This window comes from Xenorhabdus taiwanensis, assembly GCF_036512875.1.
In the GTDB taxonomy this organism is placed as follows: Bacteria; Pseudomonadota; Gammaproteobacteria; order Enterobacterales; family Enterobacteriaceae; genus Xenorhabdus; species Xenorhabdus taiwanensis.
Genome location: NZ_AP028978.1, coordinates 3,091,706 through 3,108,308 on the forward strand (window position 1 = coordinate 3,091,706; position 16,603 = coordinate 3,108,308).

Here is a 16,603-nt window from a genome sequence, read left to right on the forward strand (position 1 = left end):
GCGCCTTCCAGTCGGCTATTATGCCTGAAAAAGCAATTATTCTGTTACAATACCGATCCTGATATTCGAAATTCCCTGATAATTAATGATGAAAATTGGTCTCTTTTACGGCTCCAGTACCTGCTATACAGAAATGGTAGCAGAAAAAATACGCGATATACTCGGTGAAGATCTGATCGAACTACATGATGTCAAGGATTGTGATCCCCGCTTGATGGAGGAATATTCTGTTCTGATCCTCGGAATCCCTACCTGGGATTTCGGCGAATTACAGGAGGATTGGCTGGCTATTTGGGATCAACTTCCCTCGCTAGATCTGGCAGGAAAAATCGTTGCCATGTATGGAATGGGCGATCAGATCGATTATGGCGAGTGGTTTCTAGATGCATTGGGGATGCTGTATCACCATCTGCTACCAACGGATGTACAATTTATAGGGTTTTGGCCAACAGACGGTTATGAATTTACCAGCCCGAAACCGCTGTCCGAAGATGGTAAACATTTTGTCGGGCTGGCTCTGGATGATGTGAACCAATTCGAACAAACAGATGAACGCTTAGGCGAATGGTGCATGCAGATATTGGCTGAAATGGAAGCGCTGTTTTAACCGTCATCACCGTCCAGGGTACTGGCGCATCAATTGATTCAAATGACGCCAGGCAGCGGGCGATAGACTATCTGATGCTATCCATAATCGAATTGGCGGTTGGTAGCGCATATTTTCTGCCTGACTAAATGTATGGAGCATAACCACCATTCCATAGCGATGGAACCACGGTGGCTGAGCGATGCGCCAGGCAGCTTTTTGCCAATGCACTTTGTTGCCTTTGAACAATACCAACCTGCCCTGACACTGCCGGATATTTTTCTGGCTCCATGCCCAACTACTTATAATGATGGCAAGCAGTGAAAACCAGAAAAATGGAAGCCAAAAACTAGCGCTGTTAATCGGCCAGGGTGCCAACAAAGCAGCAATGGCGACTGCACCATGCGCACCCGTGGAAAACAGGCGAGTATGGCGAGACGCCCTTAATTCACTGTTCCACAGGACCACGAGCTTGGTTTCTGCTCTGGATCAATTTCACCATATGATATAACTCATCATCTTCAGGCCGTCCATGATTCATAAGCCAATTGAAAAGGTCGGGATCCGGGCACTCCAGCAAACGAACGAAAATTCGTTTGTCATCATCACTCAATGAATCATATTCATATTCAAAAAATGGCATGATAGAAATATCCAGTTCACGCATTCCACGACGACATGCCCAGTGAATACGTGCTTTATTATCAATATCCATGTTTAAAAAGCCTCTTTATCATTTTCATTCGTGCCATTAAGACGGTAATAAGATTATTAACGATTCTGGCCTGTTTTTCATCATCTGCATCGGTAGGATCACGAGATATATCGACAAGATGCGAAGCCTATCGCAACAAATTGACTATGCATACCTTATCTATAAATAACAGGAATAATCCCTTTGCATTAAACCGCATCTCTTTTACCATTATCGTTATTTCTTAGTTAAGTTACTGGCAGGAGCTGTTATGACTTACCCAATTCCGTTTTCTGCACAATATCCATCTTCTTCTGCAACACTACTACTGACTTTAATTTCCCTTGATGATTGGGGAATAGTGACAGCCACAGGCGCTGATGCGAAAAAGTATCTGCAAGGTCAGATTACAGCCGATCTTACCTCACTAAATGATAACCAACATGTGTTAACTGCCCATTGTGATGCCAAGGGCAAGATGTGGAGTAACTTACGACTGTTTCAGCGTGATGAAGGTTTTGCCTATATTGAACGCCGTTCATTGTTGGAAACCCAATTAACCGAATTGAAAAAGTATGCTGTGTTTTCCAAAGTGACGTTTGCCAAAGATGAAGAAAGTATCTTGCTCGGTGTCGCCGGCACAGGAAATCGGAAAGCGCTGACAGCCCTCTTCCCAACCCTGCCCGACACCGAATCTCCTGTTATCCAACACGAAACCACAACCCTTCTCCACCTGGCGCTTCCCGCTGAACGTTTCCTTATCATCACGGATAAAACAACCGCCGCTAAAATAACTGAAACGCTAGTCGAAGAGTTTCAATCTCAGTTGAATGATAGCCAGCAATGGCTGGCGCTGGAGATTGAAGCAGGAACCCCAGTGATTGATGCCGCCAGCAGTGCACAATTTATTCCACAAGCAACTAACCTTCAGGCCATCGAAAACAGCATCAGCTTTAAAAAAGGCTGTTATACCGGTCAGGAAATGGTAGCCAGAGCCAAATATCGTGGGGCAAACAAGCGAGCCATGTACTGGCTGGCGGGTAATGCCGCTTCCCTGCCTGTCGTTGGCGATGATTTAGAATGGCAGTTAGGCGATAAATGGCGTCGGACAGGCTCAGTATTAGCGGCGGTCAAACTGGCTGATGGTTCAATCTGGGTACAAGTTGTCATGAATAATGATATGGAAGCAGAAAGTGTATTTCGTATCCGTGATGATGAAGGTAGTGTTCTTACCATTCAAACATTGCCTTATTCCCTAAACGAAGAAAAATAATTATTGAGGTTTTTGTATGTCATTAGCTGTACCTCCTGTTGATTTCGGCCCTTTTACCGATGTCATTGCGTTTATTATGGAACTGGATCAATTAAAATATGTCCATCGCAAGACGAAGTTATTGAATAATACGCGTCATGAAAACTCTGCTGAACATAGCTGGCATTTTGCTATTGCTGTGCTTGGCTTTGCTCCTTATGCCGGAGATGTGGATATTAGCCGCGTCATACAGATGGCTTTGATCCATGACATTGTTGAGATCGATGCAGGTGATGTTATCGCGTTCGATCTGGCTGCCCGTGAAGCCATTCACGAACATGAAGTGAAAGCGGCTCATCGTATTTTTGGCTTACTACCGGAAACCCAAGGAAAATATTTTCTGGAACTGTGGCAAGAATACGAAGACGCCATCACACCAGAAGCGCGTTTTGCCAAAACTCTTGACAGAATTATGCCGGTATTTATGAACCTGCATAACGAGGGACAAAGCTGGGTTGAGAATAATATTCGCTTCGAGCAAGTTTACAATCTGCTCCACTTTGTTGCCGAAAGTTATCCTGAACTATGGAAATACCTGCTGCCTCAATTAGAAGCAGCAAAAGAAAAAGGCTGGTTGACATAGAAAAACAAAAGACTTTTACGCCAAATGAAAAAAGCTCCCGTAGGACCTGAGTTTATATTAGCTTTATCTTATCCATTGAAAAAATAATAATTTTTTTGATAAAAAAGCAGTGTTAGAAATTTTTCCTAACACTGCTTTCGATGAATCTCGTTAATTTATTTATAACTAACGATAATTTTCAATTGGAGCACAAGAGCAATGTAAATTGCGATCACCGTAAACATCATCAAGACGTTTAACCGTCGGCCAGTATTTATTGGCTTTCGTTTCCGCAGTTGGGAAAACAGCTATTTCACGGCTATAGGCATGATCCCAATCAGAAATCAGTTCAGTCTGCACGTGTGGAGCATTGACTAATGGGTTGTCTTCCAACGGCCATTCTCCGCTTGCCACTTTGCTGATCTCTTGCCGAATTGCCAGCATTGCGTCAATAAAGCGGTCAATTTCAACTTTACTCTCTGATTCCGTTGGTTCAACCATCAAGGTTCCCGCAACCGGAAATGACATGGTTGGTGCGTGGAAACCATAGTCTATTAGACGTTTGGCAATATCCATCTCACTAATGCCGAATTCTTCTTTCAGTGGGCGAATGTCCAGAATACATTCGTGAGCAACATACCCATCACGTCCGGTATAGAGGATTTCATAAGCGTCTTTCAGGCGGGCGGCAATGTAGTTTGCATTCAGGATCGCAACCTGGCTGGCCTGTTTCAGCCCTTTTGCTCCCATCATGCGAATATACATCCAGCTAATTGGCAGGATAGATGCACTACCAAATGGCGCTGCGGATACTGCACCTAATGTTGTAACTTCATCCATTTCAACCACTGAATGACCTGGCACAAATGGGGCAAGATGTTTTTTCACACCAATCGGTCCCATGCCTGGACCACCACCACCGTGTGGAATACAGAAGGTTTTATGCAGGTTCAGATGCGAAACATCTGCACCAATAAAGCCCGGAGTTGTAATCCCTACTTGTGCGTTCATGTTCGCACCATCAAGATAAACCTGCCCGCCGTTTTGATGGATAACTTGGCAAACCTCACGGATGGTTTCTTCGTAGACACCGTGCGTTGACGGATAAGTCACCATGATACAGGCAAGATTATCACTGTGTTTTTGCGCTTTTTCACGCAAATCAACCAGATCGATGTTACCTTCTTTATCGCATTCCACAACAACAACCGTCATTCCTGCCATATGAGCAGAAGCCGGATTTGTGCCATGCGCAGAGCTTGGAATTAAGCAAATATGGCGATGTTGTTCACCACGGCTGGCGTAATAGCGACGAATTGCCAGCAGACCGGCATATTCCCCTTGTGCGCCAGAGTTTGGCTGCATACAAAATGCGTCATATCCGGTCAGCAATACCAGCCAACGGGAAAGTTGACCGATCATCTGGTGATAACCCTGCGCTTGTTCTGGCGGGCAGAAAGGATGCATATCGGTAAATTCAGGCCAGGTAATCGGCATGATTTCCGCCGCTGCATTCAATTTCATGGTACACGAACCCAGCGGGATCATGGCTTGATTCAAGGCCAGATCTTTACGCTCCAGACTGTGCATATAACGCATCATGTCAGTTTCGCTGTGGTAGCGACGGAAATTATCATGGGTCAAAATGTCGTCATTACGCAGCATGGAGGCAGGAATAGATTGGCTGTCTGTCGCGATTTCACGATCAAGAGCATCAATATCCAGCATTGAGTCAGAACCTGTTATCACTTGATACAGGGTTACCAAATCATCGCGGCTGGTTTTTTCACTCAAGGATACACCCACAGCACCAAGAATATCGGTACGCAAGTTAATTTGCGCTTTAACCGCTCTTGCCAGTACCTGAGCCTTATCTGATACTTCAATCGCCAATGTATCAAACCATGTCTTATGACGCAGTGTGATACCCGCCTTTTGCAAACCCGCAGCCAGAATATCTGTCAGTCGGTGAATACGGTTAGCAATACGCTTTAACCCTTCAGATCCGTGGTAAACCGCGTACATTCCCGCAATATTTGCCAGTAGGACTTGAGAAGTACAGATATTGGAATTCGCTTTTTCACGACGAATGTGCTGCTCGCGTGTTTGCATCGCCATACGTAGTGCTCTGTTACCCGCTGCATCACGGGAAACACCGATAATACGGCCCGGCATAGAACGTTTGAATTCATCGCGGCAAGCAAAGAAGGCAGCATGAGGGCCACCATATCCCATCGGCACACCAAAACGCTGTGCAGAACCAAATACAATATCAGCACCTTGTTTGCCCGGCGCGGTCAATATGACCAAAGCCATGAAATCCGCGGCAACACTGACAATAATTTTACGCTCTTTCAGTTTCGCAATCAGGTCACTGTAATCATGGATTTCACCCGTCGTTCCTGTTTGTTGCAGCAAGACACCAAAGATCCCGTCCAGTTCCAGTACCTTTTCTGCTTTATCAACAATGACTTCAAATCCAAATGTTTCGGCACGGGTACGTACTACATCCAACGTTTGTGGATGAATATCATCCACCACAAAGAAACGTTCAGCCCCTTTCAGTTTGCTGATCCGTTTTGCCATTGCCATCGCTTCTGCGGCTGCTGTTGCTTCATCCAGTAGTGAAGCAGAAGCAAGATCTAAGCCTGTCAGGTCAATGGTTACTTGCTGGAAATTCAATAAAGCTTCTAATCGGCCTTGAGAAACTTCCGGTTGATAAGGGGTATATGCGGTATACCAGCCCGGATTTTCCAACAAATTACGCAAAATAACGGGAGGTAGAATTGCGGGTGAGTATCCCATACCGATATACGATTGATAGCGCTGGTTCTGACTCGCTATCGCTTTCAATTCAGCCAGAGCCTGTTGTTCAGTCACACCTTCACCAACCGCAGGAGGCTCTGATAATGCGATATCACGAGGAACAATTTTATTGGTCAGATCATCAAGAGAATTTGCACCTACTATCGCCAGCATCTCTGTTTGCTGTTCAGCAGAAGAACCAATGTGGCGACGAATGAATTCATCTTGATTTTCAAGTTGGATTAATGTCTGAGTCATTGATGATAATTTCCTGAAACTCGCTATGCCTTCTATCTTTCAAGTTACAGTTTTGGTGCCTATCACTTGAAATCTATTGGCTATAAAAAACGGCACAAAAAAAACGCCCCACTCACAATGTGATATGGGGCGATTCAAAAACATTATTCGTCTTCTTCCAAGAGTGACCGATAACTTTCGGCATCGAGCAAATTAGCAAGTTCACTCTCATCGGTTATTTTAATGCGGAACAACCAACCTTCATTATAGGGTTCACTGTTCACTAATTCGGGGGAATTTTCCAGGTCAGGATTAATCGCGATAATCTTACCACTCACTGGTGCGTAAATATCAGAAGCCGCTTTGACTGACTCTACAACAGCACAATCATCACCACCATTTACTTCTGCGCCTATTTCGGGCAAATCAACAAATACCATATCTCCCAATAAATTTTGGGCATGTTCGGTAATACCTACGGTATATTCACCATTTCCTTCCGAGCGAACCCATTCATGTGATTCTGTATATTTTAATTCTGCTGGTACATGACTCATCGTTGCCTTCTCCTTGTTTTTATCACTCTACAAGTGGTTTTCCCATCCGCACAAAGCCCGGTTTAACAACCTGCACGGGCATTTCACGATTACGGATCTGGACAACCGCCTGTTCATCAATACCTTGCGGTACACGTGCAAGGGCTATACTAAATCCTAAAGTTGGGGAGAATGTTCCGCTGGTAATGACTCCAGAACGTATTTCGCCGGAACTATCAGTGAAACTGACAGTTAATCCACCACGCAATACTCCCTTTTCACGCATGACCAGTCCAACCAACTGATCAGTACCGGTTTCACGTTGCCTTTCCAATGCTTCACGGCCAATGAACTGACGATCTTCCGGTTTCCAGGCAATTGTCCAACCCATGTTGGCAGCCAGCGGTGAAATAGTTTCATCCATTTCTTGACCATAAAGGTTCATGCCTGCTTCAAGACGCAATGTGTCACGCGCCCCCAATCCAGCGGGTTTTACCCCTACAGCCAACAACTGCTGCCAAAAGTCTGCCGCGTGTTCTTTAGGCAGTGCAATTTCATAACCGGCTTCACCGGTATAACCCGTCGTTGCGATAAACAGATTTCCCGACTGGACGCCAAAGAAAGGTTTAATGCCGGTTGTCGCCTGCTTCTGCTCATCGCTTAGCAGTGATTGCACTTTGGCTTGCGCATTTGGCCCCTGAACAGCAATCAAAGCCAAATCATCACGTACAGTAATCTCAATGTCATATTCTTCAGCATGTTGGTTAATCCATGCCAAGTCTTTCTCACGGGTCGCTGAATTCACAACCATGCGATAAAAGTTATCAGTGAAGAAATAAACAATCAGGTCATCAATGACGCCGCCGGAAGCATTTAACATTGCGGTATACAGTGCTTTGCCCTGCTCAGTGAGTTTGGCAATGTCATTGGCCAGAAGATAACGGAGAAAATCACGACAACCTGTACCGTGTAGATCCACAATTGTCATGTGGGAAACGTCGAACATACCGGCATCAGTACGCACTGTATGATGCTCGTCGATTTGTGAACCATAGTGCAGGGGCATCATCCAGCCATGAAAATCTACCATGCGTGCTCCGCATGCCAGATGTTGATCATATAGTGGGGTGTGTTTTGACATTATTTCCCTCTTTACATTCTTGACATGAAAACATTCGTGACCTGAAAAAAAGACGGCGCATTAACCGGCAGATGTTGGATCATGAAGCAAAGAAACGGTTAATCACGCAAACGATACCTTGGGATCAGAAGTTACCACTGAAACAGGAAATGAACCATAAAATAAATTAGCTGCATTGCAGCGGCAATCCCAAAAGCTCCTTATTGTCATACAGAATTTTTGTCTAATTTATTACACAAAAACACTCAAAATTTTTAACAAATGACAGAAAGCAATATTTTTAGATTGAAAAAAGGCTAAAGTATGAAGTAAATCGACTTAACACACTTTAGCCTGATATGAGAAAAACTAATTCTAATTCACGGGCTGAATTAGATTTTTTCAACCGAAGAAGTTTGAGAGATTAGCCAATCAGGAAGGTCATTGAGCCCCATTGCATGACGAAGCAATTGCGGCTTCATTGCCGGTAAGTGATCAGCCAAGGCTAACCCAATACCGCGCAATAATCTTTTAGCTGGGTTATTGCCATCAAATAGCTGACGAAAACCCTGCATACCTGCAAGCATGACTGCCGCACTGTGTTTACGACGACGCTCATAACGCCCTAAATAGAGATATTGGCCGATGTCTTTTCCTTGCTGATTTAAGCGGCTCAATTCACCTATCAGCTCTGCCACATCCATAAATCCGAGATTAACACCCTGACCAGCCAGTGGGTGGATAGTGTGTGCTGCATCGCCCAGGAGTGCCAATCGATGAGCAGCAAAATTGCGGGCATAACGCCCCGTTAATGGAATGGTTTGCCGATCACTGATCAGTTCACATTGACCAAGACGCATATCAAATGTCGCGCTTAGTTGCCGATTGAACAACGCGGGTTCCATAGATTTGCGCTGTTGCGCAGATTCAGCCGGTAATGACCACACAATTGAACATAAGTGAGGATCTGGCAGAGGCAGGAAAGCCAGTATCCCATCACCGTGGAAAACCTGACGCGCAACACCTTCATGAGACTCTTCAGTACGAATTGTCGCTACTAATGCATGATGTTCGTAATCCCAGAAAGTCAACGGAATATCTGCGTGTTGACGCAGCCAAGAGTGGGCACCGTCTGCACCAACAACTAAGCGTGAAGTCAGCATCCTTCCATCCGATAAAGTGATGAAAGCCTCGTTTTCTCCCCAGGCAACATTCTTGAGAGAAGATGGAGTAAAGAACATCACATCTGGCAGATTTTCCGCGCGTTGCCAGAGTGCTTGCCGGATCACACAGTTTTCGATGATATGGCCCAGGTGTGTCAGTCCATTTTCCACCGCATTAAACTGAATACGCCCGAAACTGTCCTGATCCCAGACTTCCATTCCCTGATAAGGGCTCGCTCGCATTGCAAGAATATCTTGCCAGACACCAAGATGAGTGAGTAATCGCTCACTGGCTGCATTAATGGCCGAAACACGCAACGCATATTCATCATTGGCACTAAGTAGCTTTGTCGGTGGATGCTCTTCTACAATCGCGATGCGCAAACCACTACCTTGCAAACCACAGGCCAGCGCAAGGCCAACCATTCCGCCCCCTGCGATCACCACATCAAATGATTGCATTCTTTTTTCCTCTTAATCTGCCAATGGTGACTGTGCAACCCAACCTAATGTCTGACGGGCAAAGAGATCCCGCATAGGGGGTAACCTTTCCATTGTCATCAAGCCAAGATTACGCCCAATTTTTAACGGTAAGTAGTCATTGGCAAATAACCTGACCAATCCATCCGTGATCCCAATGGTAGTTTCACGATCCGCCTGACGCTGTTGCTGATACTGTGCCAATACTTTATAGGAGCCAATATCCTGCCCAGAAATGGCCGCTGCTGAAATGATTTGTGCCAAAGTCATCACATCGCGCATCCCCAAATTAAAGCCCTGCCCAGCAATCGGATGCAAGGTTTGGGAGGCATTACCTACCAGCGCTAAACGGTGGCTAATTTGCCTGCTGGCTGTCGATAATGCTAAGGGATAACTATGTCGTTGACCGATTCCCAGCATTTTCCCTAAACGCCAACCAAATGCTTTTTGTAGCTGTTGGAGGAATTCATGCTGGCTCCAGTTATTGACTTCTGACTGTTTTTCCAGTGGGTGACACCATACCAGTGAACTACGTCCTTCCGACATAGGCAACAATGCCAATGGCCCATGTTTGGTAAAACGCTCGAATGCCCTTCCTTGAGGATGTTCAGAAGTCAGCACATTGGCAATAATAGCTGTCTGCTCATAAGATCGCTGTTGAAACGGTATATTGCATACCTGGGCTATCGCAGAGTGGCTACCATCCGCCGCGACCAGCAGTTCTCCTGTCAGTTTTTCGCCATTATTCAGCGAAACCACCACCGAACTGTCTAAACGTTCAACGGAACTCACTTTAACCGGACAGTAAATTTTAATATTTGGAGATTGTTTTAATAAATCAAAAAGATGAATTCCAGCATCATGCAATTCAATTACATTGCCCAATGCCGAAATATCATAGTCACTGGCGCGGATGTTGACGAAACCGCTATTACCGCGGTCGCTGACATGAACGTGAGTTATTGGAGTAACACAATGTTGCAATGCAGGCCAAATACCGATCTGATGCAAGCGCTGACATGTACCATAAGCCAAGGCAATAGCCCTCGCATCAAAACCAGGATGTTCCTTGGTAGGTTCTGCGGCTTCAATCAAGGAGACTTGTAATTGCCCCCGACTCAGCGAGGCAATAGCCAGAGCCAACGTCGCTCCCGTCATTCCTCCGCCCACAATAATCACGTTCATTATAATTCCCTGATTACTTTAACCTTAACTGTGCTTTGCCTGTGCCATCAGAGCTTCTATGTCATCTGGATCTTTCACAACAAGCTCAGTCAGGTTTTCATTTCCCGTTTCTGTTATCACAATGTCATCTTCAATACGGATACCGATACCACGGTATTCCGGCGGAACATCTGCATCGGGTGCAATGTAAAGCCCTGGCTCTACAGTTAGCACCATACCCGGTTCCAGAATTCGATAGCGATCAACGCCGTAATCACCGACATCATGCACATCCAGCCCCAACCAGTGACTCAAACCATGCATGAAAAATTGACGATAAGCATTGGTTTCGATCAATTGTTCGACTTCACCATGCATAATTCCCAATCTTACCAATCCCTTCACCATGACACGTACAATCTGTCCCGTGACCTCGCTTATGCTGATACCTGGTCTGTAAAGTTCCAAAGAAAGGTTGATAGCTTCCAGCACAATGTCATAAATTTCACGTTGAGGGCGCGTAAACTTGCCATTTACCGGGAATGTCCGTGTGATATCGCCGGCGTATCCTTTATATTCACACCCCGCATCGATTAACACTAAATCGCCATCTTTCATGCGACGTTCATTTTCAGTGTAATGCAGGATACAGGCGTTTTCTCCCGCGCCGATAATGGTGTTATAAGCAGGATAACGCGCATCCTGACAGGTAAATTCGTAGTGAATTTCGGCTTCAAGCTGGTATTCAAACATGCCTGGGCGGCAAACCTGCATCGCCCTAGTGTGCGCCTGGGCACTGATTTCCCCAGCTTTACGCATGATTTCTAATTCAGCTTCTGATTTAAACAGACGCATTTCATGCAGCCACGGGCGCCAATCTGCCATGACCGTTGGTGCCTTGAAGTTACGGCGGCTGTTTTTGCGCAATTTATCCAAGGCACCAAAAACGATGTTATCAGCGTACTCAAATTCTCCCTGGGCGTGATAAACCACCTCCAAGCCATTCAACAACAAATAGAGTTGTTCATTGAGATCATCGAATGGCAGGGCACGATCCACCCCCAACTTTTCCAATGCAGCTTCTTGTCCAAGACGACGACCAAACCAAATTTCCGCAGTCAAATCGCGAACACGATTAAACAACACACTGTGATTGTGGGTTTCGTCGCTTTTGATCAGTATCAGAACTGCTTCCGGTTCACTGAACCCTGTCAGATACAGAAAATCACTGTGCTGACGGTAGGGATATTCACTATCTGAATTACGTGTCGCAGGCGGAGCCGAAAAAATTATAGCTGCACTGGCTGGTGCCATTTTTGACAATAATGCCTGACGACGGGATAAATATTCTTGTTTAGTCATACCCTCTCCTGCAATTCCATATTATTAGTTGGGATACCCCTTATCTTTCAAAGCTTGAAATTTATAGGGTGAAGACCGCCAATCAGTGCAATGTTGGTTTTTCATTTTTTGCACTGCCTGCGGTTTTAGGTGTCGCTAATGCGATATAGCAGAGTTGAACCGCAACACGGACATATTCCAATACTTCTTCAAGGGCTTGAGAGAGTTCTTCCTGATCTTCGTCTTCATCATAGCCCAACATGCCGATGTTACGTAAATCGGTGATAATTTCCTGAATTTCTGGTTTTTCTATCAATTTAGGGTTGGCTACACCCAATCCGAGCAGAAAGTGGTTTACCCATCCCGCCAAGGCTTCTGCGCATTCAAAAATCCCCGCCTCTTCATCAGGAAGCAACAGGTGGAACGCGAAATTACTGTCATCCAGCAACTCAAATGTCGTTTCGTATAATTCCCTAAGCGGTAGAGCCAAAACCTGAGAAAATGCCAGACCATCATTCGCAAGATCATGCACCAATGTTTGCCAACTACTATCGTGATTACCACCATGATTTCCACTGCATAGTAACCCACTGATTAAGCCATGCATTTCTGCTGCTGTCAGGGCAACGGACTGTTGATGCAAAATTTCATCAAATGATTGATAATTAGGTAATGAGTTTTGTATAGACATGTATATTGATCATCGTTGGCGATATAAGTTTATGCTATGCTACCATCAAGGGGAGTCGCTATACCAGACAGCACACACCGATATAAGGAAGGAGGCTTTTGGTATTGTATGGTAATGATTGGTGTCGGCCTTGTTTTATACCATAATTTACTCTATGCCCAATAGATTTCAAATTACAGCTCTGCCTGCAAAGCAGCAATTTGAGAGATAAGGGATATATATCAACATCAAGGTATCGGCACAATAATAAATCAGGAAGGTGTCATGTCTGCACAACCAGTAGATATTCAGATTTTTGGGCGGTCATTACGTGTCAATTGTCCAACAGAGCAGATTGAAGCGTTGCAAGCTGCTGCTGTGGAACTTGATCAGCGTTTGCATAACCTTAAAGAACGCACCAGAGTCACTAACACTGAGCAACTGGTTTTTATTGTGGCACTGAATGTCTGTCACGAGTTGGCACAGGAGAAGATGAAAACCCGTGATTATGCTTACAATATGGAACAAAAAATAAAAATGCTCCAGCAATCCATTGAAAAGGCACTGTTAGAGCAAGGTAAAGTTACCTGATAATCCTACCCTTCAACTCAATCTTGTTGATAAATCAGGCAGTAGTCACTATAGATTAATATAAGCAGTTGCTTTCTTCGTTTAGTTCCATACAATAGGCTTCATAGCGTTGCTTAAAGCCTATTTAGTTGGTTTAAGCAGCAAAAAATTTCTCTGAGGTGTTCGTGAGCAGGGAAGTCCCCTGAGCCGATATTTCATCTCTATAGAATGTGGTGCTACGTTTCTTGTGAGCATGCTTGGCCAGACCAGGAAGCCTAATAGCAACGACGCTACGTTCACCTTGAACCAAGGGTTCAAGGGTTACCACCTGTAACGGCATCTTGGAGAACCTCCCATTTTTTATCTGTTTTGTATCCTTTTCTGCGTTAATTAACAGGCAGGTATCATGCAATCAGATGCTTCTCTTTCTCTGCGCCAATCCATTAGAAAAAAAATTCGGCAATTACGCCAAAATCTATCTCCTGAACAACAATCGCAATTTGCCCAGCAAGCCGTTAAACAGGCTATAGCTCACGCTAAGATCCAGCAAGCTGATAAAATTGCCCTCTCTCTCTCCTTTGATGGGGAATTAGATACACGTCCGCTAATTCAACAACTTTGGCGACAAAACAAACAGGTCTATTTGCCAATATTGCATCCTTTCAGCCGGAATCACCTGCTGTTTCTCCGTTATTGCGCCGACACGCCTCTTATTCGTAACCGCTTTAATATCGAAGAGCCTCAATTGGATGTCCGGCGGGTTTTACCCATATCCGAACTTGATGTCATGTTTATTCCTCTGGTCGCTTTCGATTATACAGGGCAACGTCTGGGGATGGGTGGTGGTTTCTACGATAGGACTCTCGCAAAATGGCAACAACAGAATTTTTATCCGATTGGATTAGCCCATAATTTGCAGTTAGTTGAAAAACTACCTAGTGAGAGTTGGGATATTCCTCTGCCAGAGATCATTACACCAGAAAAAATATGGCAATGGATATGAATTAGCATTCTACTCAGTAAGTTAACAGGGGCTATTGTGCCTTCAATAGCCCCTTATTTTTAATGCGTTTCGTCTTATCAATAATGACCTTTAACCAGCCATCATATCTTAGTAAAGCAAGCGAGAACGGATCGTGCCTGGCAAAGATTTCAATTTCTGCAAGACCAGTTCAGCCTGAGCTGAATTTTGCGTCGTGATATCAATCACCACATAACCAATGTTACTATCAGTCCGCAAGTATTGGGCATCAATATTGATTTCTTGCTCAGTGAACACTTGGTTAATGCTAGTCAAGATACCTGGGCGATTTTCATGGATATGCAGTAAGCGGTTAGTATCTTTGGCATGAACAGGGAGCGATACTTCAGGGAAATTGACCGCTGATAATGTAGAACCATTGTCAGAATATTTGACCAGTTTACCTGAAACTTCATAACCGATATTTTGCTGGGCTTCTTGCGTCGAGCCCCCAATGTGTGGCGTCAGCAGTACGTTATCAAACTGGCTTAATGGTGAGATGAAAGGATCATTGTTTGTTGCGGGCTCATGGGGAAAAACGTCAATCGCCGCACCAGAGAGATGCCCGGCTTCCAACGCATTGCTGAGTGCATCAATATCGATCACAGTACCACGTGAGGCATTGATCAAAATCGAACCTGGTTTCATCAATTCTAGTTCTGCTGCGCCAATCATATTTTTGGTAGAAGTGGTTTCAGGAACATGCAGGCTCACAACATCGCTCATATTCAACAATTCAGACAAATGATGAACTTGCTGTGCATTACCTAATGGTAATTTATTTTCAATATCATAAAAATAGACATTCAAACCAATATTTTCAGCCAAAATGCCAAGCTGTGTACCAATATGCCCATAACCGATAATACCTAATTTCTTTCCACGTGCTTCGTAGCAACCTTTTGCCTGCTTATCCCATATCCCATTGTGAGCTTTGGCATTCGCCTCAGGAATACGGCGCAAAAGCAACAACAGCTCACCTAATACCATTTCAGCGACCGAGCGCGTATTAGAAAAGGGGGCATTAAATACCGGAATACCACGCTTTGCTGCGGCTTTCAGGTCAACCTGGTTAGTGCCAATACAAAAACACCCAACTGCAACCAGCTTTTCCGCTGCGGCGAAAATCTCTTCGGTCAATTGGGTACGGGAACGAATTCCGACAAACCGAGCATCACGGATCGCTTCTTTTAATTCTTCAGGTTCTAATGCTCCTTTGTGATATTCAATATTGCTGTACCCTGCCGCTTTCAGGCTATCTACTGCGCTTTGGTGAACGCCTTCCAGCAGCAGAAATTTAATTTTGTCCTTTTCTAAAGATACCTTAACCATTTTCCCCACCCTAGTTGTACTCACTTTCATAATGCATATTGATTCCACCAAAATAACAAAAAAAACAGTAACGGCAATACAATCGATTGCTTATATTACAGAATAAGCAACAGTAAATAAGTTGTTATGCAAAGTAAAATAATTCGTTACGGGATAAAGACAGGATTTTGAGGTTTTTTTAGACAGAAAAGTGATATATATCACTAAATTTTCTATTTTGAATAAATAGGAAAATATTTTGAGGGCAGATTATTCTGCCCTCAATAAATGATTATTCAGTGAGCGTCTTAACGCCATCCGCAGTACCTACCAGTACCACATTCGCCCCTCGATTAGCAAAGAGCCCTACTGTTACCACACCGGCGATTCCATTGATCTTATTTTCTAACTCAATGGGGTCGACAATAGAGAGATTGTGAACATCCAGAATATGGTTGCCATTGTCTGTTACTACGTTTTCACGATAAACCGGTGTTCCTCCCAATTTCACCAACTCACGAGCCACATAAGCCCGTGCCATTGGGATGACTTCAACTGGCAGAGGGAATTTGCCTAACACATCGACTTGCTTAGACGAATCAATAATACAAATAAATTTCTTCGCAACCGCCGCGATGATTTTTTCCCGGGTTAACGCTGCGCCGCCACCTTTGATCATCTGCATTTGGCCATTAATTTCATCAGCACCATCAACATAAATATCCAAAGTGTCAACCTCATTACAGTCAAACACAGGAATACCGAGACTTTTCAATTTCTCAGTCGATGCATCTGAACTCGACACTGCACCTACAATTTTATCTTTGATAGTGCCCAACGCATCAATAAAATGTGCTGCTGTAGAACCTGTACCAACACCAACAATTGTGTCTGGTTTAACGTATTCCAATGCTGCCCAACCTACTGCTTTTTTCAGTTCGTCCTGAGTCATATTGATCACAGCCTATAATCAGTTACAAGGAAAAATCTGACGGCTAGTATAAACAATATTGGCTCACCTCATGAAAAAA

The 16,603-nt window shown here is 44.4% G+C and carries 16 protein-coding genes and 1 other RNA gene; 6 read left to right on the top strand and 11 right to left on the bottom strand.

Features of this window, described 5'->3' with window-relative positions:
- Nucleotides 1–88: 88 nt before the first annotated feature.
- Nucleotides 89–607 (top strand): flavodoxin FldB, encoded by a 519-nt coding sequence (gene fldB, locus ACE1SE_RS14385; RefSeq protein WP_374053677.1) that lies wholly within the window; start codon nt 89–91, stop codon nt 605–607.
- A 6-nt stretch (nt 608–613) separates the two neighbouring features.
- Here fldB and ACE1SE_RS14390 read toward each other — a convergent pair whose 3' ends face one another.
- Nucleotides 614–1,054: a protein YgfX gene (locus ACE1SE_RS14390; RefSeq protein ID WP_374051448.1), complete on the bottom strand. Its 441-nt coding sequence runs from the start codon at nt 1,052–1,054 to the stop codon at nt 614–616.
- Complete coding sequence (gene sdhE, locus ACE1SE_RS14395; RefSeq protein ID WP_074025038.1) at nt 1,035–1,301, bottom strand: FAD assembly factor SdhE; 267 nt, start codon at nt 1,299–1,301, stop codon at nt 1,035–1,037. The genes ACE1SE_RS14390 and sdhE overlap by 20 nt, the downstream gene beginning before the upstream one ends.
- A 250-nt stretch (nt 1,302–1,551) precedes the next feature.
- Here sdhE and ygfZ point away from each other — a divergent pair, with 250 nt between their 5' ends.
- Nucleotides 1,552–2,553 (top strand): tRNA-modifying protein YgfZ, encoded by a 1,002-nt coding sequence (gene ygfZ, locus ACE1SE_RS14400; protein ID WP_374051449.1) that lies wholly within the window; start codon nt 1,552–1,554, stop codon nt 2,551–2,553.
- Nucleotides 2,554–2,569: 16 nt separating this feature from the next.
- Entirely contained in the window at nt 2,570–3,175 is a 606-nt protein-coding gene (locus ACE1SE_RS14405) for an HD domain-containing protein (RefSeq protein ID WP_374051450.1), read from the top strand.
- Nucleotides 3,176–3,340: 165 nt separating this feature from the next.
- Here the strand turns inward: ACE1SE_RS14405 and gcvP are convergent, their stop codons facing one another.
- From gcvP to ACE1SE_RS14440, 7 genes are all read right to left on the bottom strand, one after another.
- Nucleotides 3,341–6,217 carry an aminomethyl-transferring glycine dehydrogenase gene (gcvP, locus tag ACE1SE_RS14410; protein ID WP_374051451.1) on the bottom strand — a complete coding sequence of 959 codons (2,877 nt, stop codon included), beginning with the start codon at nt 6,215–6,217 and terminating at the stop codon, nt 3,341–3,343.
- Nucleotides 6,218–6,360: 143 nt separating this feature from the next.
- Nucleotides 6,361–6,753 carry a glycine cleavage system protein GcvH gene (gcvH, locus tag ACE1SE_RS14415; protein ID WP_374051452.1) on the bottom strand — a complete coding sequence of 131 codons (393 nt, stop codon included), beginning with the start codon at nt 6,751–6,753 and terminating at the stop codon, nt 6,361–6,363.
- 22 nt (nt 6,754–6,775) lie between these two features.
- Nucleotides 6,776–7,873 (bottom strand): glycine cleavage system aminomethyltransferase GcvT, encoded by a 1,098-nt coding sequence (gcvT, locus tag ACE1SE_RS14420; protein WP_374051453.1) that lies wholly within the window; start codon nt 7,871–7,873, stop codon nt 6,776–6,778.
- Between the two features lie 371 nt (nt 7,874–8,244).
- Nucleotides 8,245–9,477, bottom strand: a complete 1,233-nt coding sequence (gene ubiI / locus ACE1SE_RS14425; RefSeq protein ID WP_374051454.1) for an FAD-dependent 2-octaprenylphenol hydroxylase — start codon at nt 9,475–9,477, stop codon at nt 8,245–8,247.
- 12 nt (nt 9,478–9,489) lie between these two features.
- Nucleotides 9,490–10,680, bottom strand: a complete 1,191-nt coding sequence (ubiH, locus tag ACE1SE_RS14430; RefSeq protein WP_374051455.1) for a 2-octaprenyl-6-methoxyphenyl hydroxylase — start codon at nt 10,678–10,680, stop codon at nt 9,490–9,492.
- A gap of 24 nt (nt 10,681–10,704) precedes the next feature.
- A complete protein-coding gene (gene pepP, locus ACE1SE_RS14435; RefSeq protein ID WP_374051456.1) occupies nt 10,705–12,021 on the bottom strand; it encodes a Xaa-Pro aminopeptidase in 1,317 nt (438 codons plus the stop codon).
- Between the two features lie 82 nt (nt 12,022–12,103).
- A complete protein-coding gene (locus ACE1SE_RS14440; RefSeq protein WP_374051457.1) occupies nt 12,104–12,691 on the bottom strand; it encodes a YecA/YgfB family protein in 588 nt (195 codons plus the stop codon).
- Between the two features lie 264 nt (nt 12,692–12,955).
- Between ACE1SE_RS14440 and zapA the strand changes: the two genes are divergently transcribed.
- The 3 genes from zapA (at nt 12,956) to ACE1SE_RS14455 (ending at nt 14,243) form a co-directional block, all read left to right on the top strand.
- Entirely contained in the window at nt 12,956–13,261 is a 306-nt protein-coding gene (gene zapA, locus ACE1SE_RS14445) for a cell division protein ZapA (protein ID WP_074019253.1), read from the top strand.
- Between the two features lie 147 nt (nt 13,262–13,408).
- Nucleotides 13,409–13,592: non-coding RNA, 6S RNA (gene ssrS / locus ACE1SE_RS14450), on the top strand.
- A gap of 54 nt (nt 13,593–13,646) precedes the next feature.
- On the top strand, nt 13,647–14,243 hold the full coding sequence (locus ACE1SE_RS14455; RefSeq protein WP_374051458.1) for a 5-formyltetrahydrofolate cyclo-ligase: 597 nt from the start codon (nt 13,647–13,649) through the stop codon (nt 14,241–14,243).
- A 108-nt stretch (nt 14,244–14,351) separates the two neighbouring features.
- On the opposite strand, the gene serA is transcribed toward ACE1SE_RS14455, so the two are convergent.
- A complete protein-coding gene (gene serA, locus ACE1SE_RS14460) occupies nt 14,352–15,593 on the bottom strand; it encodes a phosphoglycerate dehydrogenase (RefSeq protein ID WP_374051459.1) in 1,242 nt (413 codons plus the stop codon).
- A 271-nt stretch (nt 15,594–15,864) separates the two neighbouring features.
- A complete protein-coding gene (gene rpiA / locus ACE1SE_RS14465; RefSeq protein ID WP_374051460.1) occupies nt 15,865–16,524 on the bottom strand; it encodes a ribose-5-phosphate isomerase RpiA in 660 nt (219 codons plus the stop codon).
- Nucleotides 16,525–16,603 lie beyond the last annotated feature (79 nt).

Bases quoted from the DNA above. Each gene is read 5' to 3' on its own strand.
- serA (WP_374051459.1), bottom strand. From the start codon at position 15,593: ATGGTTAAGGTATCTTTAGAAAAGGACAAAATTAAATTTCTGCTGCTG.
- zapA (WP_074019253.1), top strand. From the start codon at position 12,956: ATGTCTGCACAACCAGTAGATATTCAGATTTTTGGGCGGTCATTACGT.
- ACE1SE_RS14405 (WP_374051450.1), top strand. From the start codon at position 2,570: ATGTCATTAGCTGTACCTCCTGTTGATTTCGGCCCTTTTACCGATGTC.
- sdhE (WP_074025038.1), bottom strand. From the start codon at position 1,301: ATGGATATTGATAATAAAGCACGTATTCACTGGGCATGTCGTCGTGGA.
- pepP (WP_374051456.1), bottom strand. From the start codon at position 12,021: ATGACTAAACAAGAATATTTATCCCGTCGTCAGGCATTATTGTCAAAA.
- gcvT (WP_374051453.1), bottom strand. From the start codon at position 7,873: ATGTCAAAACACACCCCACTATATGATCAACATCTGGCATGCGGAGCA.
- ACE1SE_RS14440 (WP_374051457.1), bottom strand. From the start codon at position 12,691: ATGTCTATACAAAACTCATTACCTAATTATCAATCATTTGATGAAATT.
- fldB (WP_374053677.1), top strand. From the start codon at position 89: ATGAAAATTGGTCTCTTTTACGGCTCCAGTACCTGCTATACAGAAATG.
- ACE1SE_RS14455 (WP_374051458.1), top strand. From the start codon at position 13,647: ATGCAATCAGATGCTTCTCTTTCTCTGCGCCAATCCATTAGAAAAAAA.
- gcvP (WP_374051451.1), bottom strand. From the start codon at position 6,217: ATGACTCAGACATTAATCCAACTTGAAAATCAAGATGAATTCATTCGT.
- rpiA (WP_374051460.1), bottom strand. From the start codon at position 16,524: ATGACTCAGGACGAACTGAAAAAAGCAGTAGGTTGGGCAGCATTGGAA.
- ygfZ (WP_374051449.1), top strand. From the start codon at position 1,552: ATGACTTACCCAATTCCGTTTTCTGCACAATATCCATCTTCTTCTGCA.
- gcvH (WP_374051452.1), bottom strand. From the start codon at position 6,753: ATGAGTCATGTACCAGCAGAATTAAAATATACAGAATCACATGAATGG.
- ubiH (WP_374051455.1), bottom strand. From the start codon at position 10,680: ATGAACGTGATTATTGTGGGCGGAGGAATGACGGGAGCGACGTTGGCT.
- ubiI (WP_374051454.1), bottom strand. From the start codon at position 9,477: ATGCAATCATTTGATGTGGTGATCGCAGGGGGCGGAATGGTTGGCCTT.